At 44.5% G+C, this 26,016-nt stretch carries 24 protein-coding genes; 17 read left to right on the top strand and 7 right to left on the bottom strand.

Going from position 1 to position 26,016, the window contains the following annotated elements; genetic code table 11:
* Window positions 1-12: 12 nt before the first annotated feature.
* The 3 genes from lspA to ribF all read right to left on the bottom strand — a co-directional run bounded on the left by lspA (window position 13) and on the right by ribF (window position 5,189).
* Complete coding sequence (gene lspA / locus AXE82_RS03920) at window positions 13-561, bottom strand: signal peptidase II (protein WP_062331681.1); 549 nt, start codon at window positions 559-561, stop codon at window positions 13-15.
* Entirely contained in the window at window positions 554-3,871 is a 3,318-nt protein-coding gene (gene ileS / locus AXE82_RS03915) for an isoleucine--tRNA ligase, N-acetyltransferase domain-containing (protein ID WP_335339367.1), read from the bottom strand. Before ileS ends, lspA begins: the two co-directional genes overlap by 8 nt.
* 292 nt (window positions 3,872-4,163) lie before the next feature.
* Window positions 4,164-5,189 carry a riboflavin biosynthesis protein RibF gene (ribF, locus tag AXE82_RS03910; protein WP_062331675.1) on the bottom strand — a complete coding sequence of 342 codons (1,026 nt, stop codon included), beginning with the start codon at window positions 5,187-5,189 and terminating at the stop codon, window positions 4,164-4,166.
* Window positions 5,190-5,314: 125 nt separating this feature from the next.
* Here ribF and AXE82_RS03905 point away from each other — a divergent pair, with 125 nt between their 5' ends.
* Window positions 5,315-5,851, top strand: a complete 537-nt coding sequence (locus AXE82_RS03905; RefSeq protein WP_062331672.1) for a GNAT family N-acetyltransferase — start codon at window positions 5,315-5,317, stop codon at window positions 5,849-5,851.
* A gap of 71 nt (window positions 5,852-5,922) precedes the next feature.
* Here the strand turns inward: AXE82_RS03905 and AXE82_RS03900 are convergent, their stop codons facing one another.
* Window positions 5,923-7,074, bottom strand: coding sequence for a PilT/PilU family type 4a pilus ATPase (locus tag AXE82_RS03900; RefSeq protein ID WP_062331669.1), 1,152 nt, complete (start codon window positions 7,072-7,074; stop codon window positions 5,923-5,925).
* An 89-nt stretch (window positions 7,075-7,163) separates the two neighbouring features.
* Entirely contained in the window at window positions 7,164-8,213 is a 1,050-nt protein-coding gene (locus AXE82_RS03895) for a type IV pilus twitching motility protein PilT (protein WP_062331666.1), read from the bottom strand.
* Window positions 8,214-8,485: 272 nt separating this feature from the next.
* On the opposite strand from AXE82_RS03895, the gene AXE82_RS03890 reads away from it, so the two are divergent.
* The 3 genes from AXE82_RS03890 to AXE82_RS03880 all read left to right on the top strand — a co-directional run bounded on the left by AXE82_RS03890 (window position 8,486) and on the right by AXE82_RS03880 (window position 11,848).
* Window positions 8,486-9,211, top strand: a complete 726-nt coding sequence (locus AXE82_RS03890; protein WP_062331663.1) for a YggS family pyridoxal phosphate-dependent enzyme — start codon at window positions 8,486-8,488, stop codon at window positions 9,209-9,211.
* A 425-nt stretch (window positions 9,212-9,636) separates the two neighbouring features.
* The gene (locus AXE82_RS03885) at window positions 9,637-10,161 is read left to right on the top strand and encodes a C40 family peptidase (protein ID WP_062331660.1); all 525 of its coding nucleotides are present in this window, start codon (window positions 9,637-9,639) and stop codon (window positions 10,159-10,161) included.
* 337 nt (window positions 10,162-10,498) lie between these two features.
* On the top strand, window positions 10,499-11,848 hold the full coding sequence (locus AXE82_RS03880; protein WP_062331657.1) for a GGDEF domain-containing protein: 1,350 nt from the start codon (window positions 10,499-10,501) through the stop codon (window positions 11,846-11,848).
* On the opposite strand, the gene truD is transcribed toward AXE82_RS03880, so the two are convergent.
* Window positions 11,843-12,946, bottom strand: a complete 1,104-nt coding sequence (gene truD, locus AXE82_RS03875; RefSeq protein WP_062331655.1) for a tRNA pseudouridine(13) synthase TruD — start codon at window positions 12,944-12,946, stop codon at window positions 11,843-11,845. The two genes, AXE82_RS03880 and truD, sit on opposite strands and share 6 nt — an antisense overlap.
* Window positions 12,947-13,261: 315 nt before the next feature.
* Between truD and AXE82_RS03870 the strand changes: the two genes are divergently transcribed.
* Window positions 13,262-13,861, top strand: a complete 600-nt coding sequence (locus tag AXE82_RS03870) for a GNAT family N-acetyltransferase (protein ID WP_062331651.1) — start codon at window positions 13,262-13,264, stop codon at window positions 13,859-13,861.
* 205 nt (window positions 13,862-14,066) lie between these two features.
* Here the strand turns inward: AXE82_RS03870 and AXE82_RS03865 are convergent, their stop codons facing one another.
* Window positions 14,067-15,362: a glutamate-5-semialdehyde dehydrogenase gene (locus tag AXE82_RS03865; RefSeq protein WP_227713383.1), complete on the bottom strand. Its 1,296-nt coding sequence runs from the start codon at window positions 15,360-15,362 to the stop codon at window positions 14,067-14,069.
* A 246-nt stretch (window positions 15,363-15,608) separates the two neighbouring features.
* Here AXE82_RS03865 and AXE82_RS03860 point away from each other — a divergent pair, with 246 nt between their 5' ends.
* The 12 genes from AXE82_RS03860 to pstA all read left to right on the top strand — a co-directional run bounded on the left by AXE82_RS03860 (window position 15,609) and on the right by pstA (window position 25,961).
* On the top strand, window positions 15,609-16,403 hold the full coding sequence (locus AXE82_RS03860; RefSeq protein ID WP_172460487.1) for an ABC transporter ATP-binding protein: 795 nt from the start codon (window positions 15,609-15,611) through the stop codon (window positions 16,401-16,403).
* 255 nt (window positions 16,404-16,658) lie between these two features.
* A complete protein-coding gene (locus AXE82_RS03855) occupies window positions 16,659-17,465 on the top strand; it encodes a transporter substrate-binding domain-containing protein (protein WP_062331648.1) in 807 nt (268 codons plus the stop codon).
* 77 nt (window positions 17,466-17,542) lie between these two features.
* On the top strand, window positions 17,543-18,349 hold the full coding sequence (locus tag AXE82_RS03850; RefSeq protein WP_062331645.1) for an ABC transporter substrate-binding protein: 807 nt from the start codon (window positions 17,543-17,545) through the stop codon (window positions 18,347-18,349).
* A 90-nt stretch (window positions 18,350-18,439) separates the two neighbouring features.
* Complete coding sequence (locus tag AXE82_RS12060) at window positions 18,440-18,610, top strand: hypothetical protein (protein ID WP_174901002.1); 171 nt, start codon at window positions 18,440-18,442, stop codon at window positions 18,608-18,610.
* Between the two features lie 229 nt (window positions 18,611-18,839).
* A complete protein-coding gene (locus tag AXE82_RS03845; protein ID WP_062331643.1) occupies window positions 18,840-19,559 on the top strand; it encodes an ABC transporter permease in 720 nt (239 codons plus the stop codon).
* An 11-nt stretch (window positions 19,560-19,570) separates the two neighbouring features.
* A complete protein-coding gene (locus AXE82_RS03840; protein WP_062331639.1) occupies window positions 19,571-20,296 on the top strand; it encodes an ABC transporter permease in 726 nt (241 codons plus the stop codon).
* A gap of 80 nt (window positions 20,297-20,376) precedes the next feature.
* On the top strand, window positions 20,377-20,949 hold the full coding sequence (locus tag AXE82_RS03835; RefSeq protein WP_062331637.1) for a hypothetical protein: 573 nt from the start codon (window positions 20,377-20,379) through the stop codon (window positions 20,947-20,949).
* A 50-nt stretch (window positions 20,950-20,999) separates the two neighbouring features.
* The gene (gene tsaD, locus AXE82_RS03830) at window positions 21,000-22,061 is read left to right on the top strand and encodes a tRNA (adenosine(37)-N6)-threonylcarbamoyltransferase complex transferase subunit TsaD (RefSeq protein WP_062331634.1); all 1,062 of its coding nucleotides are present in this window, start codon (window positions 21,000-21,002) and stop codon (window positions 22,059-22,061) included.
* 19 nt (window positions 22,062-22,080) lie between these two features.
* The gene (gene crcB, locus AXE82_RS03825) at window positions 22,081-22,446 is read left to right on the top strand and encodes a fluoride efflux transporter CrcB (protein WP_062331631.1); all 366 of its coding nucleotides are present in this window, start codon (window positions 22,081-22,083) and stop codon (window positions 22,444-22,446) included.
* A 380-nt stretch (window positions 22,447-22,826) separates the two neighbouring features.
* Window positions 22,827-23,987, top strand: coding sequence for a phosphate ABC transporter substrate-binding protein PstS (pstS, locus tag AXE82_RS03820; RefSeq protein WP_062331628.1), 1,161 nt, complete (start codon window positions 22,827-22,829; stop codon window positions 23,985-23,987).
* 136 nt (window positions 23,988-24,123) lie between these two features.
* Window positions 24,124-25,074, top strand: coding sequence for a phosphate ABC transporter permease subunit PstC (pstC, locus tag AXE82_RS03815; RefSeq protein WP_062331627.1), 951 nt, complete (start codon window positions 24,124-24,126; stop codon window positions 25,072-25,074).
* A gap of 17 nt (window positions 25,075-25,091) precedes the next feature.
* A complete protein-coding gene (pstA, locus tag AXE82_RS03810; protein WP_007117173.1) occupies window positions 25,092-25,961 on the top strand; it encodes a phosphate ABC transporter permease PstA in 870 nt (289 codons plus the stop codon).
* Window positions 25,962-26,016 lie beyond the last annotated feature (55 nt).

Raw genomic sequence — 26,016 nt, 5'->3', positions numbered from 1 at the left:
TCCATCTAGAAATTAAAGGGTTTTACGTTTGGATTCTAATAAAAACGCATCGATTAAAATCAACGCAACGCCAATATTAATCGCCACATCAGCCATATTAAAAATCGGGAAATGCCACGCATCGCCATAGTGCACATGCAAGAAGTCAATTACATAGCCCAAACGTACCCGATCAATCAAATTGCCCACCGCGCCCGCCAGCACCAATGACAAACCCAAAGCCAATAATTTGGCTTGTTGGGGTATTTTGCGTAGATACGCCATGATACCAAGGGAAACAGCCAGTGCCAGTCCGCTAAACAGCCATTTTTGCCAGCCGCCTTTATCTGCCAAAAAACTAAACGCCGCGCCATAGTTGTGACCAAGGGTAAAGTTAAAAATCGGCTCAATAATCGCCGTGGTTTGATACAGCTGGTAGTTGTGCTCAAAGTACAACTTGGTAAGTTGGTCGATAATCATTACCAAAACCGCAATACCATACCACATCATGGCTTTGTTGCCGTTGATGGGTGGGGTAGTGGATGAATGAGTGGTAGCAGTCGTTACCTGTGTATTAGGCATAATGACGTACCTCGCCTTGACCTTCGACATTCTCGGCGCAGCGGCCACAGATTTCTGGATGGGCAGGATTGATGCCGATATCTTCGCGAATGTGCCAACAGCGGATACATTTTTCACCTGTGGCAGGCTTGACCACCACCGCAACTTGGCTGTCTTCATCGCTATAGGTCACATCGCTTGGTTTTTCGGCGAATGGTTTTACGCTTGCTTGACTTGAGATAAACACAAATTTAAGTTCATCGCCTAATCGATTGAGTGAAGCCATGATAGTATCTGGTGCATACACGGTGACATTAGCCGATAAATTGGCGTTAATCACTTTATCAGTGCGCGCAATTTCATAGGCTTTGTTGACAGTTTCTTTGACATTCAAAATCGCTTGCCAATCCGATTCGCTCACGTCATCCAATACCACTGGCGGAAATTCATACCATTCTTCGGTAAAGATGTAGCCATTGCCATTGCTTGTATGCGGACCTTTTAAGATTTCCCAGGCTTCTTGTGCGGTAAATGACAAAATCGGTGCAATCCAGCGCAGTAACGCATGGGCAATATGATAAATCGCGGTTTGTGCTGAGCGGCGCGCTTCACCATTGGCTTTGGTGGTGTATTGACGGTCTTTGATGATGTCTAAATAAAAACCGCCCAAATCTTGTGAACAAAAACCCACCACCGCTTGACACACTTGGTGAAAATCCATGTTGGTATAAGATTGGCGAATGTCAGCTTGTACCGCCTCAGCGCGTTTTAAAATGTACTTGTCAAGGCTGACCAACTTGCTAGCATCCACCATGTCGGTGGCTGGGTCAAAGTCGTCTGTGTTCGCCAGTAAAAAGCGAATGGTGTTACGAATACGGCGATACATATCCGTGGTACGCGCAAAGCCTTCAGTCGATACCGCCATCTCGTAACGGTAGTCACTTGAGCCGACCCATAGGCGCACGATATCAATGCCATATTTATTGGCAAGTTCTTGCGGCTCAAAGCCTTTGGTATTGCCTTTGGATTTTGATAATTTATAGCCTTTGGCATCTACGGTAAACCCGTGCGTCAACACTTGCTTGTAGGGTGGACGACCATAAATCGCTTCACTCACCAAAAGCGACGACTGAAACCAACCCCGATGTTGGTCAGAGCCTTCAAGGTATAAATCCGCAGGATTGGCTAAGTCAGGGCGATTGGCAAGCACGGTAAAATTGGTTGACCCTGAGTCAAACCAAACGTCTAGCGTATCGGTCGATTTTTGATATTCTTTAGCATCATCCCCAATAAAGTCTTCAGCCGCGGCATCAAACCACGCTTCCACACCACCTTGCTCAATCACTTGCGCGACTTTTTCCATCAGCTCAGCGGTATTTGGGTGCAAATTGCCCGTGTCTTTATGGATAAAAAAGGCGATCGGCACGCCCCAAGTACGTTGGCGGCTGATACACCAATCTGGGCGACCATGCATCATCGATTCGATGCGATTTTGTCCCCAACTTGGCGTCCATACCACCTTTGGAATATCGGTCAACGCCTGTTCACGCAGACCTTGGCTTTGCATGTTGATAAACCATTGTGGCGTTGAACGGAAAATAATCGGCGTTTTGTGTCGCCAGCAATGCGGATAGCTGTGAGTAATCACGTCATGCTTGAGCAAATGCCCACTGGCTTTGAGCGTTTCGATAATTTTTGGTTGCGCTTTATAAATATGCTCGCCGACAAAGACTTTGGCTTCAGGCAAATACACGCCGTTACCTGCGACTGGGTTTTCGGTGGGCAAGTGAAATTTTTGACCGACCATATAGTCATCGACACCGTGTGCGGGCGCAGTATGTACCAAACCCGTACCGCTATCCGCCGTCACGTGGTCGCCTGTGATAATCGGCACTTGGCGCTCGGCAATCAGGGGATGCTGGGCTTTAAGTACGGTTAACGCATCGCCTTTCACGGTGGCAACAACGCTGTATTCTTTGGCGTTAAACACACTCATTAAATGCGCAACTAAATTGTAAGCGACAATTAAATGGCTGATTTTCGCCTGTGGTTTTTCGCCTGCCATTTGATAAAACAAGCGCTCGCCCAAACCGTTGTCAGCGGTTTTTTGATAAGTTGCGCCAATTTTTTCTAACGCTTTGGCAGAACGCTGATTATCGGGGGCAACATGAAACCAAATCGTTTCTCGCTGCGGTTGGGCGTGACTTAGCATCGCCGATTTAATTTCAGCATTTGCCCCTGATCCCCAATACTCACGGGTCAAAAAGGTGTAGCCAATCGCAATCGAATTTTCTTCAACATCATCATCATAAAAACGGGTCGTGCCGATAATGTTATTGGTTTTTTTATCGACAATCGCAAAGGCTTTTTGCTCAAGGGCTTTTTTGAAATACGGCTCAAATACGGCAGGTTCGTGGCGTTTTTCCGGTAACGATTCCCAAATCAAAGGGTCAGATGCACTTGCCTGTAAAGCGGTTTTATCGTCTTTGGTTAAACGGCGAAGTAAATAATTAGGCGTGTCTAGGGTGGTAGGAATAGCAAACGCTTGTTTGTTAAACGTGACTTTTACCACGGAGTACTCTAGCTCAGAGCTTGCGGTAATCGCCTGATTGGCAGGCAACGTCCAAGGCGTGGTGGTCCAAATCACCGCCTGCAAAGCGCCTTCAATCGCTTTAGTCGCCGCTAATGCTTCACGGTTGACGATATCAAAACCGACATAAATCGCATCGGATTTTTTATCTTCATATTCCACTTCCGCTTCTGCGAGCGCCGAACCACAATCCAAACACCAATTCACCGGCTTCATACCACGAGTGATATGCCCGTTTTTGTAGATTTCTGCCAATGCACGGACGGTATCAGCTTCTTGCTTAAAGTTCATGGTCAGATAAGGATTTTCCCAGTCACCCAGTACGCCCAAGCGTTTAAAGTCGACCATTTGCAGGTCAATTTGGCTTTTGGCATAGTCACGGCAAGCGCCGCGAAACTCGGTTGACGTCACGATGGCACCGTTTTTGCTTTTGTCTTTATGGGGTTGACCCACTTTACCGACAATGCCTTCTACCTTTTGCTCAATCGGCAATCCATGACAATCCCAACCCGGTACATACGGCGCGTCATAACCGTCAAGCGTCTTGTATTTGACAATCATGTCTTTAAGCACTTTATTTACCACGTGACCCAAGTGAATCTGACCATTGGCATAGGGTGGGCCATCATGCAATACATACTTTTCACGACCTTGACGAGCGCGACGAATTTGGGCATACACATCGTCGGCAAACCATTGTTGTAGCCATTTAGGTTCGCGTTTGGCAAGGTCGCCACGCATGGGAAATACGGTATCGGCAAGGTTTAGGGTATCTTTATAGTCGATTGACTGATTGTCAGTGTTGTCGGTCATGTAACTCTCGGTATTCTATAAAAAGTGCAAAAGGTAAAAAATTGATAACAGGGTATTATATGTTAAAATTGGCAGATTGACAAAGCGTGGTTTGGCTTATCTCATGCTTGATTTTGGTAAGTTTGTCATAAAAAAATCTCACTTACCAAAATAGCTATCAACGCTAAAAATAGTTAAAAAAGCTAAAGATGGTTGCTGAAGGATAGCAATGCCCATCAGCCTAAGGGACTGATTTTGCAAAGGCTTGCTGCTCACGCCAGTCAAGTAAATCCACCACGTCTTGGGCAATGCCTTGTTTTAACGCGTCAAGGCTTGGATAATTAATTTCCCCATGTAAAAAATGCAAAAACGTCACCGTCAGCTCTTTGCCGTACAAATCCCCATCAAACTTCGGAAAATTGACTTCCAGTCGCCATTCCACCCCATATTTATTTTTTAGCGCAGGGCGAGTACCCACATTGCAAGCGCCAAACAAACTACCTTTGGTGAGTCCTTGCACGCCCTGCTTTTTATAACAGCTAGTATTTTTCCCCAGTGTTGATAAATCTGTGCCATCGGTAGCGGTCACCGATACCGCAAAAATCCCATGCAGGGCAGGCTTGATGCGATTTAGCGCAATATTGGCGGTGGGAAAATCAAGTGTGCGACCGATTTTATCGCCATGTTCCACCATGCCAGTAATCGCATAATCTCGCCCTAGCAGATGCTTTGCCGTCGCCAAATCCCCTTGTTGCAAACAGTCTCGAATGCGGGTTGAGCTGACGCGCTCATCTTGATGCGCATGGTCGGTCACGGTATGCAAAATTTGTACAGGCAAGCCAAACGCACGCAAAAACTCACTATCGCCAGTGCGGTCATGCCCAAAACGAAAATCATCACCCAATACCAAACGCTTTACGTTTAATTTGACCAACATTTTGGCAAAATCGTGTGCCGATAAATTGCGAAAGTCATTATCAAAATTTGCCACAATCAAGCTATCGATACTGTGCTGAGCAATCAATTGGGTTTTTTCTGCCAAATTGGTGAGCCTTGCAGGGGCGGTTTGCGGGCTAAAAAACTCACGCGGCTGTGGTTCAAATATCATCACCATACTGGCAAGTTGCTGAGATTTTGCCAAAGATTTGGCTTTATCCAGCATCGCTTGGTGACCCAAATGCACCCCATCAAAATTACCAATCGTCAGTACCGAATCAGGTAATAGGGTTGGACTTTTTAGCCAGTCAGATAAGTCAATCACGTTCATGAGCATCGCAAACTATTAATTTTATGAAATCGCTTATTATAAAGTAAAAATGTTGTTAACATACGCGCTAATAAGATTTTTCGGCAAATTTTAGCCGCATTTTTTGGTTTAATTTTGGAGTCGCTATGTCTGCAGCGCATCACAATCTTAGTATTCGTCTAGCTGCGATTGATGATTTACCGCGCATCGTTGAAATTTATAACCAAAGTATCGCAGGTAAGCAAGCCACGGCAGATTTACAGCCTGTGAGCGTGGCAGATAGGCAAGCGTGGTTTGACGCCCATACGGGCAATCGTCCGTTGGTGGTTGCCCAAACTCGCTCCGAAACTCGCTCCGAAACTAGCTTGGGTGAAATCATCGGTTGGGGTAGTTTGTCTGATTTATACGCGCGCCCTGCCTATCATATCAGTACTGAAATCAGTATCTATGTGGCAGAGGAAGCCAAAGGGCAAGGCGTGGGCAAGGCGTTGGTCAATTATCTAATCAAAGTCGCGCCAAGTTGTGGGGTGCAGCAAGTTGTTGCGCTGATTTTTGCCCACAACACACCGAGCCTTGCGATGTTTGGTAAGCTAGGATTTGAGCCATGGGGCAAGTTTAAGCAAGTTTGTGATATGAAAGGCTTTATAGCGGATGTGGTGATTTTGGGAAAAAGTGTAGGCTAGATAAAAAAAGGCTCATATTGAGCCTTTTTTGTGTTACGCAGGTACTGTGATTATAATACAATAGCCTGTTGTTAGAACATTGTGTTCTCATTTGCGGCGCTATTATCATCAGATTGCAGGGAGAAATTTAGTTCATTTTCATCAATTTTATTGGCTGATTTACTCTCAAGCTTAATAAGTAGGCGTAAATCGTTGGGTGAGTCAGCGTGTTTGATGGCATCGCGGTAGGTGATTTCGCCGTTTTCATACAAATCAAACAACGCTTGGTCAAAGGTTTGCATGCCAAGTTCACGAGAGCGTTTCATCACGGGCTTAATTTCGTGGATTTCCCCTTTACGGATGTAATCGCCAATCAGTTGCGAATTGAGCAAGATTTCAATCGCAGCGCGGCGGCCTTTGCCATCAGGGGTGGCAATCAATTGCTGCGCTACAATGGCGCGAAGGTTTAATGACAAATCCATCAAAATCTGCTCATGATGTTCTGCGTCAAAAAAGTGAATGATACGGTCAATCGCTTGGTTGGCGTTGTTAGCGTGGAGGGTGGCAAACACCAAGTGTCCTGTTTCGGCATATTGAATGGCATAATCCATGGTCTCGCGGGTACGAATCTCGCCAATCAAAATCACATCAGGTGCTTGACGCAGGGTGTTTTTTAATCCTGCTTCAAATGATTTGGTGTCAATGCCAACTTCGCGTTGGGTGATGATACAGCCTTTATGCTCATGGACGTATTCAATCGGGTCTTCGATGGTGATGATATGACCGCGCGAATTCTCGTTGCGATAACCCATCATAGCTGCCAGCGTGGTAGATTTACCTGTACCCGTCGCACCGACCACTAGCACGATACCGCGTTTTTTCATAGCAATTTCATTCAAAATCGGCGGTAGATTGAGTTGCTCTACCGTCGGAATTTTGGTTTCAATTTTACGTAGCACCATGCCCGCACAATCTTTTTGGACAAAGGCAGAGACACGAAAGCGGGCGTTTTGGTGTTTGTCACTAATGGCAAACTGGCATTCGAGGGTTTCGTCAAATTCTTTGATTTGACTAGGCGTCATCACGCTTTTGACCAGCGTCATCGATTGCTCTGGGGTCAGCGCTGACTTGGTGACTGGCATGATAGTACCATTGACTTTCATTGATGGTGGCGCATCGGCGGTGATAAAAAGGTCAGAGCCGTTTTTTTGTACCATTAGCTGCAGTAATTTATCAAAATCCATAACAGATATCTCGCATTGTTCGTATAAATTTTTAGAAACCGTGTTTTGATAAACATTGTTTCTATAAGATAGTTTCTATAAAACAGTGATTACATAAAGCTTTCCGGTTGTTTGGCATATTGGCGCGCCGATTCTTTGCTAATCACGCCTTTATTGACCAGCTCGCGAAGGCTTTGATCAAGTGTGGTCATACCATCGCCCGCACTGGTTTGGATGGCAGAGTACATCTGGGCGACTTTGTTTTCACGAATCAAGTTACGAATGGCAGGGGTGCCAATCATGATTTCATGCGCGGCGACACGGCCACCCGTTTGGCGTTTGAGTAGCGATTGCGAGATAACCGCTTGCAGTGACTCAGATAACATCGCACGAATCATGTCTTTTTCAGCCGCGGGGAACACGTCGACCACACGGTCAATGGTCTTGGCAGCAGATGAGGTATGCAATGTGCCAAATACCAAGTGCCCTGTTTCAGCAGCCGTCAATGCCAAGCGGATGGTCTCAAGGTCACGCATCTCACCGACAAGAATAACGTCAGGGTCTTCACGTAGGGCAGAGCGCAGCGCGGCGTCAAAGCTTAAGGTATCACGGTGGACTTCCCGTTGGTTGATGAGGGATTTTTTTGATTGATGCACAAATTCAATCGGGTCTTCGATGGTTAAAATATGTTCTTTACGGCTTTCATTGATATAGTTAATCATCGCCGCAAGGGTAGTTGACTTGCCCGAACCCGTTGGGCCGGTGACCAGTACCACGCCGCGTTTGTAATTAGAGATTTTCTCAAAAATCGGTCCCATCCCAAGCTGCTCCATCGTCAAGACCTCAGACGGAATGGTACGAAATACCGCACCTGCGCCACGGTTTTGGTTAAAGGCATTGACACGAAAGCGCGCCACATTGGGAATTTCAAACGAAAAGTCGGTTTCAAAAAACTCTTCATAATCGGCACGTTGTTTGTCGTTCATGATGTCATAAATCAAACTATGCACTTTTTGATGCTCAAGCGGCGGCATGTTGATTTTGGTGATTTCACCATCTACCCGAATCATCGGCGGTAAGCCTGCTGAAATGTGCAAGTCAGAGGCTTTATTTTTGAATGCAAAACGCAACAAATCGCCAATCGATAATTCCTTTGCCATGATAACGAATCCTACAGGTGGGTCAAGAAAATACAAAAGCAGCAATAGAAAAAAGCCGCGGGAAAAAAAGATAGCTATACTATAATCATCCCACCACAAAAAAAACAGAAAAAACTGACTAGGGGTGATAGTTTTTTGTTGATTTTAGCTTATGTTAAACGCAATTGGAAAATTGGGCACACAAGTGCAAAAAAAACCAAAAACCTCACCTTAACTGGTTAGCCATCAAGCCAGTACACTATCAACAGGAAAAGCAACAGGAAAAGTTAACCATGCAAACATTTGACGCACAACAGCCATTGGCGACAATCGCAACAGACGCTGAAAACCAAGCCCTGATAGCGCGTTGGCAACAGGTGAAAACTGACGTTGCTAGGCTCAATCCAACTGTCAAACTGCTTGCCGTATCCAAAACCAAACCCAACTGGATGATTCGCACCTTAGCGCAGCAAGGTCAGCAGGATTTTGGTGAAAACTATGTGCAAGAAGCGGTGGCAAAAATCGCAGCGCTCAAAGACGTTACTGCCAACGAGCAGCCATTGGTGTGGCACTATATCGGTCATATCCAGCGTAACAAGACCAAAGAGTTGGCAGCGCATTTTGATTGGGTGCATGGGGTCGATCGCTTAATTATTGCCCAGCGTCTCAATGAGCAAAGGGGTGAGCACCTTTTGCCACTCAATATCTGTATCGAAGTCAATATTGATGATGAAGCCAGTAAATCAGGGTGCCAGCCAAACCAGCTACCCGAATTGGTGACACAGATTAGCCAATTACCCAATTTGCAATTACGTGGACTGATGATTATCCCTGCCAAAAATTCTGCGTCTGCCTTTGTCAAAACCCAACAGCTTTTTGAGCAAAACAAGCGGTATCATGCGCACCCTGAGCAGTGGGATACTTTGTCAATGGGCATGAGCGGCGATATTAAGCAAGCCATTACCGCGGGTGCCACCATCGTTCGTATTGGCACGGCCATTTTTGGGGCGAGAGATTAGCGCGAATGACGGGGTAGAAAGACGGTAATTTAACAATTTTTAGCGGTTTTCACTCAACTATTAGGCAGGGTCAGTTACTTATTGACCCTGCTTTTTTTACATTTCACCAAAATAAATACAGGGTAATAGACGGTTATTTAACCCAATGTTGGGTTAAATCAATGATTTTATTACGCAATTATTGCTGTATGCTTTCTATAAGATTTCTGTAAGCAAATTAGCTTACATTGTAATATTTTTTAACATTTTATGGAAAAAAGATATCCACATCCAAAAAACTTTATTGGTATGATGGCGTTGTTTTACAGAATGTAACCAATACAATAGTTATGTAATTTTTATCCGTATATCAACTTTTTAGCTTCTAGCAATCAATTTTGATATAGCCCATATACGGATAAAAGTTCTGAACGGATTAAAGCCCTATGAACTTTCTTCAAAAAACTTTATTAACCGCTCTACCTTGTGTCTTGTTCAGCCTAGCCCCAACCGCTGCCAATGCCAACAATGGTATCACAGAATATTTTGGTAGCTTTAACTCAACTGTTTCTCAAAATCCAGAGGGTGGCTCAAGAGCAGATAGCCTCATTGCAAAAGCCAAAAACTTTATCGGCTTACCATATCGTTTTGGCGGTACTAGCCCAACGAGTGGTTTTGACTGTAGCGGCTTTATGCAATATGTTTATAAACAAACCGCCAACATCAATCTGCCACGCACCTCAGGCAGCATGGCGCAAGTGGGTGAACGTATTAACCGTAGTGAGTTAAAACCAGGCGATATGGTGTTTTTCTCTCACGGTGGTGGTCGTATCTCTCATGTGGGCATGTATATCGGTGAAGGTCGTTTTATTCATTCACCATCAACAGGCAAAAGTATTTCTATTACAAATTTAGATTCTGGCTATTGGGCAAATAAATTCGTGACAGCGCGCCGTGTATTGGACGCTTGAGTGTAATCGAGAACGTTACTATTAAAGAATATTGTTGAAAAAACCAATCAAGTTAAAATGCTGTAAAATGCTCATCAAGGTAAGCCAATGCTTACCTTTTTTATTTTGTCGATAACATTATTATAAAAATAAACAAATGAAGACTAATTTAAAAAAATTAAACATTTACGTAGTATTTATTAATAAAGTATTAGAATGAAGCAACAATACCTTATATAATCTTTAGGGTGAGTTAAATGCAAACCACTAAAACTAATCAATGACTGACATAACCGTCTTGATTTGTTTAATGTGTGACGCCCTTTTTTAATAGATTTATTGATTTTGCAATAATCCTATGACCCAAACAGCCTTGCCAAGCTTTAAAGAACAATTGCAACAAACGCTAAAATTTTTTAGCTTTAAACCTTCGCTATATATCAATTCGCCAAGAGTCAACGATACCAATAAATTCATGCTGTTTATTATATTGGCGTTGGTTGAGACATTTTTTCATTTAATTTGGTATGCGACAGTTCTTGTCATCACATCGCCCCTAGATATCTTTCCTTTTGCGCACAAGTTCAACCAAATCTTTAATCGCAGCTTGATGATAAATATCACCTATTTGGGACTTGCGATGGTGTTGTTTTGCGGGTATTCACTATGGGTCATCACCCGCATTCCTGAACAGTCAAGACTTTGGCGAGAGTACCAAATCTTTTTTGTAATCATCTATTTGATTTATGAAAATCTTTTTATCGTCTGGATTGGCAACAACAGTGCGCTTGAAGGCGTCATGCTGATTAGTACCACAGGTCTTGGCATGGTGCTATTAAGATGGCGATTGGTGTGGGTGTCGTTTGTCAGTTGTATTGTTGCATTATTTATTTTTAATATAAGTAATAGCATGAATTGGTGGCAATTGCTGCCTAGGTTGTATCCAAGTTTAGCAGCGCGTAGTCATTGGCTTTGGGGATTGTCTTTTAGTTTTTTGGTAACCGCTAAGGCAACGGTCACGCTGTATTGTATTTTGCAGGGCATGAAAGTCATGAGTTTTCAGCGCCGCAAAATTTATGATTTGCTAGAAGCCGATGCGCTCACCAATATTGCCAATCGGCGTACCATTTATAGTTTTTTGAGTTATTTATGGGAACGTAAAAACGATTGGAACACGCTTAGTGTGATTTATATTGATTTGGATAAATTTAAACATATCAATGACGAATACGGCCATGACGCCGGTGATGCGACATTGATTTGTACCGCAAATACCTTAAAAAACTTCTTACCTACAGGGACGATGTTTGGACGTATGGGTGGGGAAGAGTTTTGCATCATCTTGCCAAATACCGGGATTGAGCAAGCTGCCGATATGGCAGAGCAGCTGCGCCAAGCGTTTGAAAAGCAAGTGGTGAGATATGGGATTTTTGATACAGAAATTCAATTTACCGCAAGCTTAGGTATTGCCAGCGTTTATCAAAATCATGGGCAAGATAGCGAGCGTGCGATTGATAATCGCGGTTTTATCGAATATATGCGCAAGTATATGCATAGTTTACCGACCATGCCTGCACTGCCGCCTGCCCTTGAGCAAATTATCAAATTCTCCGATTTGGCAATGCAGCAAGCCAAAGCCAAGGGTCGCAACTGTGTGGTCAAAGGTCAATGTTATTTATTGATGACGCAAAGCAATCAGCCTTCATAACTCAGCCTTTATAAAATCAGTGTTAAGTACCGAGCTTGTAACAAGCGTATCAATCATCGTCGTCGCAAAACTGCCTGCTGGCAATTCAAAATCTAACACCAATGTCTCACCGTCTTGCCAAACCCATTGCAAGTTACTGGGCAGCATACGCAGGGGGCGGCGCTGCTGCTTTAAACCAAACGCAATCAAGCCTTGACTTAGCTGCTGATAAATGGGATTGTCAGTGATGACTGAGAGTTCTAATGCGTTAACCTTACCACTGCTTTTTAGCTCACCTGCGCCCCACAGCGGTGCAGTCAAATGGATATCGCCACTTTGTAGTCTTGATATCATGGTCTCATCTATATGCTGTGCCACAAAGATACTGTTTGAACCCGCCAAATTCATCACATCGCCATCAAGCGGTTGGTTCCAGATGTCCAATGCGATACGTTTTGCCAAGATGGCATTGAATAATTCACTACGCGCTGCCGACAGATACAGACTGATTTTATCTTGGTCAACTTTGCGATGAATTTTTTTGCCCCTAATTGTATGATGGGTAAATAGTTCAATAGCGGCATCGATATTATTGGCATCTTGCCCAAAGCGCTGCTCGCCAAAATAATTGGGAACGCCTTGGGTTTTGATGGTCGCAAGTTGTTGCTCGATGGCGGCTTTCTCACCCACCACGTCGCGTAGGGTGATGATAAACTGATTGGCCTGATGAGTACCGCGACCCAGTTTTTTATGATGCCAATGCTGCGCCAGTATTTCTAGCGTTTCATCGCTAGCTAATTTGGTCTGGACAAATTGCTCAAAGTTTTGTTCAGGGGCAATTTTTTTTGGCAAACGAAGACTAAACCATTGCGTCGTCAGCGCATGGCGATCTTTGAGCCCCGAGTATCCTACATCCTTGAGTGGGATGCCTGCCCATTGTGACAGCAACTTTGCCACAAAATTGGTATTCATACGGGTCTTTTGAATATGAAGCCAAAGATGTTCGCCAGCGTGATTGAAATCAATACTGAGTTTTTCATGGACAATAAAATCAGTGGGTTGTTGTTTATACATCGCGGACTCAATCGCAGGGGTATAGGGTGAAGGCAGTTTTGGCATGCTAGGGTTACTTGCAAAAGGTTTATTTTAACAAATGAATGATTGATAAACCATCTCGATTACAGCAGCGCTTTATTATAACCCTGCTTTGTTGTCTGTTAATAGAACGTTAAAAATATGACCGCAACGAAAATGACGTCAAATACGGCTTGAATGGCAAAGTAATAGACAATAAAGTAGTGCTTGCTAAAATTTAGCTATGTTGGCTAACTTAAGTGAATTGGGTGCATGGGGTGGCAAAATCGGTTAGCTGGCTTGGCAAAATGTTTAACGCATCCTATGTTTAGCGACTGTGAGCATAAAAAGAGAAAAAACATGAAAAACCCTGATAGCGATATCGATAAAAACGCTGTGCAATTACGCGTTGCCAGGCAACAAGACGTCGAAAATTTGGTAACTTTGCTCAATCGCTGTTACCGCTCAGATGAAGGCTGGACCAATGAAGCGGCTTTGATTGGCGGGATTCGTACCACGCCTAAGGAAATGACAGCTATGATAGATAACCCCAACGTTTATCTGTTCGTGTTTGAAAATCCGCACGATAGCGATGATTTGCTCGGGTGTATTTCTGTGGATTTCTCACCCATTAACCATCAGCCAGCGGCGTATATTGGCACTTTTGCGGTTCATCCTGCTGTGCAAGGTAAGGGCATTGGCGATACCATGTTGTCTGCGGTAGAAACGTTTGCTATCAGACACGCCCACGCCAAAAACTTAACCCATTTACCTTTAACCTATTTACCTTTAACCCATCTATCTATGTCGATTTTAAGTCATCGACCAGAGCTGTTAAGTTATTATCAGCGCCGCGGTTATTCACTGACAGGGGAGAGGATGGCATTTCCAAGAGACGGCAACAATGGCGACCCCAAACGCGATGAGGTATTTTTAGAGTTTTTGCAAAAACCCATTTAAGCAAATAAAGCGTCCGTCAACACTCAATGGACAATTTAAACTGACCCAAGATAGCAAAGGCGAGCCGATGCTGACGGTTACCAGTGTAAATCAAATCAGTATCTTTAAAACTAGTATCTTTAAACCTGTAGCTAAGTAATTTGCCAGTTTAATAATTAAAAAAAAGCCCACATCAATCAGTGGGCTTTGTGGTGGTAACTAACTATTATTTTCTCACTTCCCCATGCCCAAACACAATCCATTTCTGCGATGTTAAACCTTCAAGACCCACAGGACCGCGCGCATGGATTTTATCGGTAGAGATACCAATCTCTGCACCCAAACCATATTCAAAACCATCGGCAAAACGGGTTGATGCATTGACCATCACGCTACTAGAGTCAACTTCACGCATGAATGTTAACGATTTTGAGTAGTTTTCGGTGATAATCGCATCGGTATGGTGTGAGCCATGTTTATTGATATGGGCAATGGCTTCATCGATATCGGCGACTACTTTAATCGCCAAAATTGGCGCCAAATATTCGGTATCCCAATCTGCCTCACTCGCCGCTGACAGATGAGCGGTTAATTCAGCGGTATCGCTCAAGATGGCTAAGGTTTTTGGGCAGCCGCGTAATTGCATGGCACTGTCTGCCGCCACAATGGCGCTGGCGATTGGCGGCAGCGCTTGCGCAGCGATTTGGCTATCAATCAGCAGTGTTTCCATGGTATTACAAGTGCCGTAGCGGTGAGTTTTGGCATTGACGCAAATATCAGTTGCCATAGTCAGGTTTGCATCGCGATCGACAAAGGTATGACAGTTACCATCTAGGTGCTTGATGACAGGGACGCGCGCTTCATTGCTGATACGCTCAATCAGGCTTTTACCACCCCGCGGCACAATCACATCGACATAGCGATTCATGGTGATAAGTTCCCCCACTGCCGCGCGGTCAGTGGTTTCGACCACTTGCACGGCGGCCTCTGGCAAACCAACTGCTTGCAGGCCTTGCTTGACACACGCAGCCAATGCTTGGTTGGAATAAAACGCTTCTGACCCGCCTCGTAGGATAATCGCATTGCCAGATTTCAATGCCAAAGACGCAGCTTCAATCGTCACATTGGGGCGAGATTCATAAATCATCCCGACCACACCCAGTGGCACGCGCATTTTACCTAGCTGAATACCCGATGGACGAAAGGTCATATCGGTGACCTCGCCAATCGGGTCAGGTAACATGGCGACATCTTTAAGCCCTTGTAACATGCCTTCAAAACGCGCATCGGTGAGCGCTAATCGGTCAAGTAGTGCGTCATCGAGTCCTTTTTGTTGACCGTTTTGCATATCGGTGGCATTGGCAGCCAACACGTGTGATTTGGCTTGTTGCAGGGCGTCATAGATAGCGAGTAGGGCGCTATTTTTGAGCGCGGTGTCTGCTTTTGCCAAAATTGCTGAAGCAGCGCGCGCTTGCCGTCCCACGGTTTGCATATAATGTTTGGTATCAGTCATGGTTTGCATAGTCAGTCCCTAATATAATCATCGCTTCATCATAACAACTTCAATCCAAAAATGGAATTTAGAAAGTTTTGACAGACAAAAATTAATGGTTATGACTCAATCTAAAAACCAGTGCTAAAGACCAGTGCCCTAAAATCGAACGCCATAAAATAAAGTTAAATGAGAGAAAAAGTTGCGTTTTAGTAGCGTTTTAAGCGAAAATAGACAGTTTTTTTTCACCTATCGTCAAATTTTGGATTGAATATCATGTCAGATGCTATGCCAAACTTACAGCGTCCTGTAGCCTTGCAACTTAACAATATCCACAAGAACTTTGGATCGCTTGAGGTACTAAAAGGTATATCGTTGACCGCTTATGATGGCGATGTCATCTCAATTTTGGGCTCGAGCGGTTCGGGTAAATCCACCTTGCTACGCTGTATAAATTTGCTTGAAAACCCCTCGCAAGGGGAGGTTTTCCTGGGCAGTGAAGCATTGGTACTAAAACCGAATAAATCCGGGGATTTGGTTGCCGCCAATCAGCGTCAGCTTGAGCAGTTTCGCTCAAAAATGGGTTTTGTGTTCCAAAACTTTAACCTATGGCCACACCGGACTATTTTGCAAAACATCATTGAGGGGCCGACCCAAGTCCTAAAAATCGCCAAAGACCAAGCCATCAGTGAAGCTGAAGTGCTACTAAAACGCGTAGGACTACTGGATAAAAAAGATGCTTACCCAGAAAACTTATCGGGTGGGCAACGCCAGCGTATCGCCATCGCTCGTGCGCTAGCGATGAAGCCCCAAGTATTGCTATTTGATGAGCCAACCTCTGCCCTCGACCCAGAATTGGTCAATGAAGTATTAGCGGTGATGAAATCGCTTGCTGAAGAAGGTCGCACCATGCTGATTGTGACCCATGAAATGCGTTTTGCGCGCGATGTATCAAGCCAAGTGGTGTTCTTGCATGAGGGACGTATCGAAGAAATAGGCACACCAGAGCAAGTATTTGACAATCCGCAATCAGCGCGGGTGAAAGACTTTATGGCAAGCCATCAAAAATAATCCAATCAGCCTATCAGCCGTCAATCGCCATGCGATTGGCGGTTTTGTAGTTTTAGGCATCAGAAAAAATTTATTTGATTTAATTGTTGCTGAATACGTTTTTCACTTGCAAAAATGTTAATTTATGTTAATTTTAACTAAATTGTAAACTCGCATTTATTTTAGTCGCATTGATTTTAAATATTGAAATCGCTGAAAGCGAAACCTGATATTAAATCGCTTTTTACTCAAAAATTTCATTTGTAAGGAACATCCATGCAATCAACCTTGAATTCAACCTACTCAAAACTCGCCTTGGCAACGGTATGCGCAGTTAGCATGGGATTAACTGCCTGTCAAAAACCTGCTGAAAAAACAGAAGGTGCAGCCGCCAGCCAACCCGCTGCCAGTGCCAGCACAGGCAAAAAAATTCGTATTGCCACTGAAGGCGCCTACAAACCATTTAACTATACCAATGCCGATGGCACGTTAGGTGGTTATGACGTGGATGTTGCCAAAGCCTTGTGTGCCCAAGCGAAACTCGACTGCGAAATCGTAGCGCAAGATTGGGACGGTATTTTGCCAGGCTTGATGGCGAGAAAATACGACGCGGTTGCCGCGGGTATGTCAATTACCCCAGAGCGTTCAGCGCAAGTGGATTTCACCACGCCTTATTTTAAAAACACCATGGTTTGGGTCGCTGCCAAAGGTGGCAAATTCAACCCACAAGCGATTTCAGGGCTAAAAATTGGCGGTCAACGCTCAACCACCATGGCGCAGTACCTTCAAGATAAACTGAGCAAAACCAACGAAATCAAATTGTATGACAACTATGACAACGCCTATATTGACCTAAAATCAGGTCGTATCGATTCAGTGCTGTCTGAAAAAGTAACCGCAAGCGAATGGCTCAAACAAAACCCCAACTACCAAATCGTCGGCAGTGAGATGGATAATGGTGACAACATCGCAATGGCTATTCGTAAAGGCGATCCACTAAAAGCAGAATTTGACAAAGCCTTAGGTGCACTACAAAGCAATGGCGAGTTGGCAAAATTACAAAAGCAACATTTTGGTAATTAATTGACGTTGTATTGAGCGATTTAAGATTTACACAATAGATGTGGGTGACCCTCAAATTTTGACAAAAAGGTGTTGTTATGAAACAGTTATCGGTTTTGGGTGTATCGTCGTTGGCCATTTTGATGGGGGTAACCGCCTGTCAAAAACCTGCCCAAAAATCAGCAGACACGGCAGCAGCAAGTAACGCTACCACGGCAGCAAACGCAGATATGCCACAGATTCGTATCGCTACCGAATCAAGCTTTGTCCCCTTTAGTTATAAAGATGCCAATGGCAAATTAATCGGCTTTGAGATTGATTTGGCAGATGCGCTATGTGCTGAAGCCAAGCTAAAATGTGAAGTGATTTCCCAAGATTGGGATGGTCTGATTCCAGGGCTACAAGCACAAAAATACCATGCCATCATGGCGGGGATGTCAGACACCGCAGAGCGTCGCAAAGTGGTGGCATTTAGCGACCCATACTTTACCAATAACCTCGTTATCATTGGCAAAAAAGGGGTAGACAAAGGCGCTGATGACCTAGCGGGCAAATCCGTGGGTGCGCAGCGTTCAACGACTGCCGCTGAATACTTGGCCAAAAACTTCCCAAAAGCCACCCCAAAACTGTATGATACCCAAGATAATGCCTATCTTGACCTAGAATCGGGTCGTATAGATTTGATGATTTCTGACAGCGCCCCAGCCTTATACTGGTTAAAAACTGCCAAAGGTCAAGGCTTTGAAGTCAAAGGTCAACCGATCAATATTGATGACAAAATTGCCATTGCCTTTCGTCAAAATGATCCATTGATTGGCAAATTCAACACCGCACTAGCGGCGCTAAAAGCCAATGGTACTTACGATAAAATCAGCCAAAAATATTTTGCAGATTTGCCGAAATAAGCCGTTAAATAACTTATTTGCCTGTTAGTGTAGTTAAAGCTTACAAGCAAAAATTGTCATGTGTTAGACGTTAAAAATTAGGAATACAAGGTGAAAGCAAATATTTCATTATTGGGTAGCTTGGCATTGGCAGGTCTAGCGCTGGTGGGTTGTCAAAAACCTGCAGAAAAAACAGCAGCAACGACGGCGGCAAGCAGCGTGGCAGTTACCGTCTCTAGTACCACAACGACCACGACGACTGTGGCAAGTACCAGCAAATAACTTAACCAAACGCTTAGGTTCAGTCAAAAACTGGGTGAAAAGTCACTCAGTTTTTTGTTTTTTTGATGGTTTTTGATAGGGCAATCACGTAAAATTGCACCCTGCAAAAAACAAAGCAAAAGGTCATATCCGTTATCACCTTTTGTCTATGCGACGGTAAAACTGGGTTTTAAGCATTTTTTGGGTAATAGGTCAACAAACAGAGTTAAAAAGACAGGGTATCGATATTGTGTTAGATCTACAAGGTTTTGGGCAGCTATTATTAAGTGGCACTTGGGTCACCATCAAACTGGCACTGACTAGTTTGGTCATTGGGCTGATTTTGGGATTATTGGGCGCGACCGCTAAGATGTCACGGTTTAAAGTGCTCAATGCCATCGCCACCGCTTACACCACGATTATCCGTGGTATTCCAGAACTGTTGTTAGTCATGTTTATTTACTTTGGCGGCTCGATGTTGATGGGATTTATTCTATCGCAATTTGGCAATACCGGATATGTGGATGTCAGTCCGTTCTGGGCGGGGGTTACAGCGCTGTCTGTGGCATTTGGTGCGTATGCGACCGAAATTTTTCGTATGGCATTTCAAGAGATTCCAAAAGGTCAAGTCGAAGCGGCGCAAGCGATTGGCATGAAAAAATTTCAAATACTCTGGCGAGTGACGTTGCCACAAGTGTGGCGTATTGCACTGCCAGGACTGGGTAATTTGTTTTTGGTACTGCTCAAAGATACCGCGTTGGTTTCTGTGGTCGGGCTTGAAGATATCATGCGCCACGCCAAAACGGCAGCGACTTCCACGCAAAGCCCGTTTACTTTCTATATGGCAGCAGCATTGTTGTATTTGAGTCTGACCGTCATCATCACGGGTGTGATTATGTGGCTAGAATGGGTCAATAACCCAGCAGAGCGTTATGCAAAACGCCTGCAAAAAATCGGCATGGCAAAATAGGGGATTCATCAATGAACTGGAATTGGCAAATTATTATTGATAGTATCCCAAAACTGCTGCAAGGTAGTATTATCACCATTGAGCTTGTGGTGTTGTCGGGCTTATTGGGGTTTATGTTGGCAGTGCCGCTAGCCTTGGCTAGGCTGTCGAAAAAACCTTGGGTACAGGCATTGGCGTTTGCGTATATTTTCTTTTTTCGGGGTACGCCGCTACTGGTGCAAATCTTTTTGATTTATTATGGCTTGTCACAGTTTAAATGGGTGACCGAGTCCGTGCTGTGGAAATCGGGTGTGTTAGCTAGCCCATTTTGGTGCGCTATCATCGCTTTTACCCTCAATACCGCAGCTTATACCGCAGAAATCATCCGCGGTGCTATCAAGTCAATACCCAAAGGCGAGAATGAAGCTGCCGACGCCATTGGCATGTCGTATAGCCAAAAATTGCGCCGAATTATTTTTCCTCGCGCCTTTGGTATCATGCTACCGGCGTATGGCAATGAAGTGATTTTTATGCTTAAAGGCAGTGCGCTGGCATCGACCATCACTTTGATGGATATCACCGGTGTGGCAATGACGATTATGTCAAAAACTTATACCGTTTTTGAGTTGTTCTTTGCCGCAGGTATCATTTATTTGTTATTGTCTTGGCTATTGATTGGGATGTTTCGATTGGCAGAAAAACGCATCAATCGTCATCTTTCTTATCAGCCCGTCAGTAATGGGGGCGTCACTGCCTAAGCTACTGAGCTAAAATAAGTTAAGCTAAGATAATTTAAGCTAAGCTAGACAAAGAGTTTGGATGTATTGGAGGCGTGCCAATGAAACAAGCAGTTATAGTATCAAGTTTGCTGATGGGTGAGGCGATACTCTCGGCTTGTCAACCTGCCAGTGATAACAAGCCAGCGCAAAACAGCACAGCAAGTGTCACAGTAAGCGCCACAGTGTCTAGCGTTCAAAGTCCGCATCACGTTGAAAGTGTAGCTGTCGCCAGTACCGTATCTCCCCAAGCCGCCCAAAACGGTGCGCCCAAACAAATCAACTGGGCATTGGTGGATTCGGGCGTTAAGCCAGTCGATAAAGCTAGCTTTAAATACCCGTTTGCGATCGATAGCGAGCCTGTCAAAGCGTATGCCGAGATGTATCATGTGAATAATGAAACATCTCGCTACAACTTAACGGTGGGTATGGCAGTCAATGAAGTCTTATCCAAAGTGCTTGACCAGCTGGGTACTGCCTATGTGTCACATGAACTCACAGCCGGTAAAAACAGCGCGTTTGTCATCCATACCACCCAGCAAATTGCTCCGAGTCAATACACTTATGTCTTTGCCGAGCCCTTTGCCAAAGGGTTAACCATTCCTGTCAAAATTGTCAATGATGGCAAAAAATAACTAACTTGCCATCGGTATGTTGACGTTTATTTATTGTTTAAGGAAATACCATGCGTGTGCTAGGACTGGAAACATCCTGCGATGAAACGGGATTAGCCATTTTTGATAGTGACCAACGTCACCAACCCAATCAAGGTTTGGTCGGGCAAGTGCTGTATAGTCAAATCGCGCTACATGCGACATATGGTGGGGTAGTCCCTGAACTTGCAAGCCGCGATCATATCCGTAAATTAGTGCCCTTGTTGCAGCAACTGCTGGATGACTGCCAACTCAACAAAACCGATATCGATGCAATTGCCTTTACCAAAGGTCCTGGACTGGTGGGCGCGTTGATGACTGGGGCATTGTTTGGGCGCAGTTTGGCGATGGCACTTAATATTCCTGCGATTGGCGTACATCACATGGAAGGACACTTACTCGCGCCGCTATTAGGCGCCAATCCGCCCGATTTTCCGTTTGTCGCGTTGCTGGTGTCGGGTGGACATACCATGTTGGTGGCGGTCAAAGGCATCGGGCAATATGAAATATTGGGTGAGTCGATAGACGATGCTGCAGGCGAGTGCTTTGATAAAGCCGCTAAAATGCTAGAGTTGCCTTATCCTGGTGGGCCTAATATTGCCCGCTTGGCGCAAACAGGCAATCCGTTAGCTTATGAATTACCGCGCCCGATGCTCGGCAAAGGATTGGATTTTTCTTTCAGTGGTATGAAAACCGCCGTGCATAATTTGATTAAAGACCATCCAACCGATAGCCATAATCCTGAGCATGCCCAGACGCGCGCCGATATTGCAGCAAGTTTTCAATATGCGATGGTCGATACGTTGGTGAAAAAATGCGTCAAAGCCTTGCAGCAAACGGGTATGAGACGGCTGGTGATCGCAGGCGGGGTGAGTGCCAATCAACAACTACGAGAATCGTTAGCCGAGGCATTAGCCAAAATCAATGCCACTGTGCATTATGCACCGCCTGCCTTGTGTACCGACAATGGCGCCATGATTGCCTTCGCCGGGTGGCAGCGCTTGAATGCCGGTCAACACGATGAGCTAGCGGTTAGCTGCTTGCCGCGTTGGGATATGACATCGCTGCCTGCTGTCAACCTAGCTAAACCATAACCACCACAAGGACTTAAATATGCCATGGCTGTGGATAGGACTGGGGGCGGCATTTGGGGCAATGCTGCGCTGGTGGTTAGCCAGACTCAACAGCCTACACCCTTGGTTGCCGTATGGCACACTATTTGCCAATGTACTAGGCGGGCTGTTGATGGGATTTGCCCTGGTACTCACCCAAAAGATGCACCCAAACTTACGACTGTTTATCACCACCGGGTTTTTGGGGGGACTGACAACCTTTAGTACGTTTAGTGCCGAAGTGTTTACTTTTTTGAATACCGGCAAGGTATGGCAAGGTGTCGCCTTGATTGGCGTCCATGTGCTTTTAACCTTGGTTGCGACTGCCATGGGTTTTTATAGTCTTAAATTGTTAAATTATGGATAACTTTTCAACTGCTTAACTTTTTTACTTCTCATTCACCGCTAAAGCTTTTCAAGGCTTTGGCAATCGATAAGCAAGTTTAATGTTAAATGTACTTATCTAGACTACTTATAACGTGCGCAATCGGTCAGTCATCAAATTGTCATGATACTGTCACATTTCTTTGTAATCATATACACAATTTTTATACAAACCGAATGATGGTTATTGTCATGACAGTTAAATCGGTCAGCATTGAGCTATATCAGCTTTGAGCTATCCTAGGGCGTGTCCCTAATTTGAATAAGTAGTGAAAATAACCAAAAAGTTAAATCGTACCGTTGGTGACATTTTTTCATTCAGGCAGTTTCATTATAAATTCAAAACGTTTTTAGGAGCTATCCATGCGTTATTCATTATTAAGTGTTATCGTAGCATCGACCTTAGCATTAACCGCTTGTGGTAACAAACAAGCAGACAATCAAGCAGCGGGTGCCTCAGCAACGTCAAGCACTTCTACTACAGGCGCTACAGGTAGCGACAAAAACGCCGTATTTACCATCACAGGTGCAGGCGCCTCTTTCCCACAACCTATCTATGCTAAATGGGCAGCTGAGTTCAAGAACGCCACTGGCGGTCAAGTAAACTACCAATCAATCGGTTCATCAGGTGGTATCAAACAAATCCAAGCCAATACCGTTGACTTTGGTGCGTCGGATGCGCCTTTAAGCAAAGAAGAGTTGGATAAAAGCGGTTTAATCCAGTTCCCAACCGTTATCGGGGGTGTTGTACCGGTTGTTAACATCGAGGGTGTTGCACCCGGTCAATTAAAACTAGACGGTACCACCCTTGCCAATATCTACTTGGGTAAAATCACTAAATGGAATGACCCAGCGATTACCGCATTAAATCCAGGTGTGACACTACCCGATGCGCCAATCACGACGATTTTCCGTTCTGACGGTTCAGGTACAACCTTTAACTTTGCAAACTACTTAGCTGCTGTATCACCAGAATGGAAAGCAGGTCCAGGTGTAGATAAATCCATTAAATGGCCAACCGCTGCCACAGGTGCAGGTGGTAAAGGTAATGAAGGCGTGGCAAGTAACGTCGCTCGTGCCAAAAACTCAATCGGTTATGTTGAGTACGCTTACGCAAAACAAAACAAAATGTCGCATACTCAGCTAAAAAATGCGGCGGGCAACTTTGTACAACCGTCGGCTGAAAGCTTTGCCGCTGCGGGTAATGCAGATTGGAAAGGTACACCAGGCTTTAACATCGTATTGACTAACCAAGCAGACCCAAATGCCTGGCCAATCTCTGCAGCAACATTCATCTTAGTCCATACTAAACCAACCAGACCAGAAAACGTCAAAAATACCCTTAAATTCTTTGACTGGGCGTATTCAAACGGTGATGAATCAGCAAAATCATTGGACTTTGTACCATTCTCAGCAGAAAGCAAAGCTATCTTCCGCGAAGAGTGGAAAAAAGTTGTAGGGGCTGATGGTAAGCCACTATTTAGCTCAGATGCTGCCACGGCAACTGCGTCAGCGGCAAAATAATCTCATGATGATTAACAGTTAACAGGGTTAGGCATGTCAGACGATACGTAGAGCAATAAACAAGTTAGTGCTCTACGTTTTTTTTCAAATTTCTAGAATTAGTAAACTAAAACTATTTTTTGATGGCTGGGTTCTTATGTCGGATTTACACGCAAAACTCGCAAAGCAAAAACAATTAGACTGGTTGTTTGTCAACGCGACCCGTCTTTTTGCGTTTATCGTGCTGTTGTTGTTAGGTGGTATCTTAATTTCACTATTGCTTGGCGCATTGCCAAGTATGAAGGCGTTTGGCATTAACTTTTATACCAGTAAAGACTGGGATACAGGGATGGATGTATACGGCGCACTGGCACCAATCTACGGGACACTTGTGACTTCGATTATTGCTATTTTAGTCGCTGTGCCAGTAAGTTTTGGTATTGCCATGTTTTTGACAGAGCTTTGCCCCAATTTTTTAAAACGTCCTTTGGGTATTGCTATTGAGTTGTTAGCGGGTATCCCTTCAATTATCTATGGTATGTGGGGATTTTTCGTATTTGCGCCTTGGTTTTCAGAGCATATCCAGCCTTGGCTGATTGACCATTTGGGTGATGTGCCTTTTGTGGGTCGTTTATTCCAAGGTGCGCCGATGGGTATTGGTCTATTCACCGCAAGTTTGATTTTGGCCGTCATGATTATCCCGTTTATTGCATCGGTCATGCGTGACGTTTTCTCCATTACGCCAAAGATGCTTAAAGAATCTGCCTATGGTTTGGGTTCAACCACTTGGGAAGTGATGCGATACGTGGTGTTGCCTTATACCAAAGCCGGTGTGGTGGGCGGTATCATTTTGGGATTGGGTCGCGCATTGGGTGAAACCATGGCAGTCACCTTTGTTATTGGTAACGCTTATAATGTCAGTCCAAGTTTGTTCCAGTCAGGGGTGTCAATCACCTCGGCATTGGCAAATGAATTTGCAGAGTCTGAAGGCTTGCACCAATCATCGCTACTACATTTAGGTTTCTTACTATTTATCATTACCTTTATTGTACTGGTGATTTCAAAATTGATGCTGAGTCGTATGGATAAAAATGCGGGTACAAAATAAGGACGCTGGGGAATACTATGACTACTACCAATATGAATCGTAACAACGCCATCTACAAACGCCGCCGTCTAAGTAATGCTTTAGGACTGGTATTTGCCGGTTTGTCCATTGTATTTGGCTTGACCTTTTTAGGCTTAATTTTATTCAAATTGTTTTTATCAGGCTCGCATGCGTTATTGACCATGCCCATTTTTACTCAAGACACGCCATCGCCAAACGAAATCGGCGGTCTTCGCAATGCGATTATCGGCTCAATCATGGTGACAGGATTAGGGCTTGTAGTCGGTACGCCGATTGGTATCATGGCAGGTATTTATCTGGCTGAATTTGCTGAAAACAGCTGGCTTGGTAAAGTCACCCGTTTTATGAACGACATTTTGCTATCCGCACCCTCGATTGTGATTGGTCTATTTATTTTTGCGCTCATGGTACAAGGTCGTAACTTCTCAGGTTGGGCAGGTGCAATGGCTTTAGCGCTATTGGTTATTCCTGTGGTGGTACGTACCACCGAAAATATGCTGCGTCTAATTCCCAATACATTGCGCGAAGCGGCTTATGCGTTAGGGACGCCAAAATGGAAACTGGTAACATCCGTTACTCTGCGTGCTGCCAAAACTGGGGTATTAACAGGTATCTTACTGGCATTTGCACGTATCTCGGGTGAGACCGCGCCGTTATTATTTACCGCGCTTAATAACCAATTCTTTAGTACTGATATGGGTCAGCCCATTGCCAACTTACCAAACGTGATTTATCAATACGCCAGCCAACCATACCCTATTTCAAACCAATTGGCTTGGGCAGGTGCGTTACTCATCACCTTGGCAGTATTAACATTGAATATTTTGGCACGTGCCTTAAGTGGTAAAGAGCAATCATCACATTGATGATCAATAGAAGATTAAAGCTATTTGCTAGTATCAAACAAATTTTACTAAGGTA

Source organism: Moraxella osloensis, from assembly GCF_001553955.1.
Classification (GTDB): Bacteria; Pseudomonadota; Gammaproteobacteria; order Pseudomonadales; family Moraxellaceae; genus Faucicola; species Faucicola osloensis.
The sequence above is the reverse complement of the archived record's forward strand: the minus strand, read 5'-3'. Positions and strand labels throughout refer to the sequence as shown.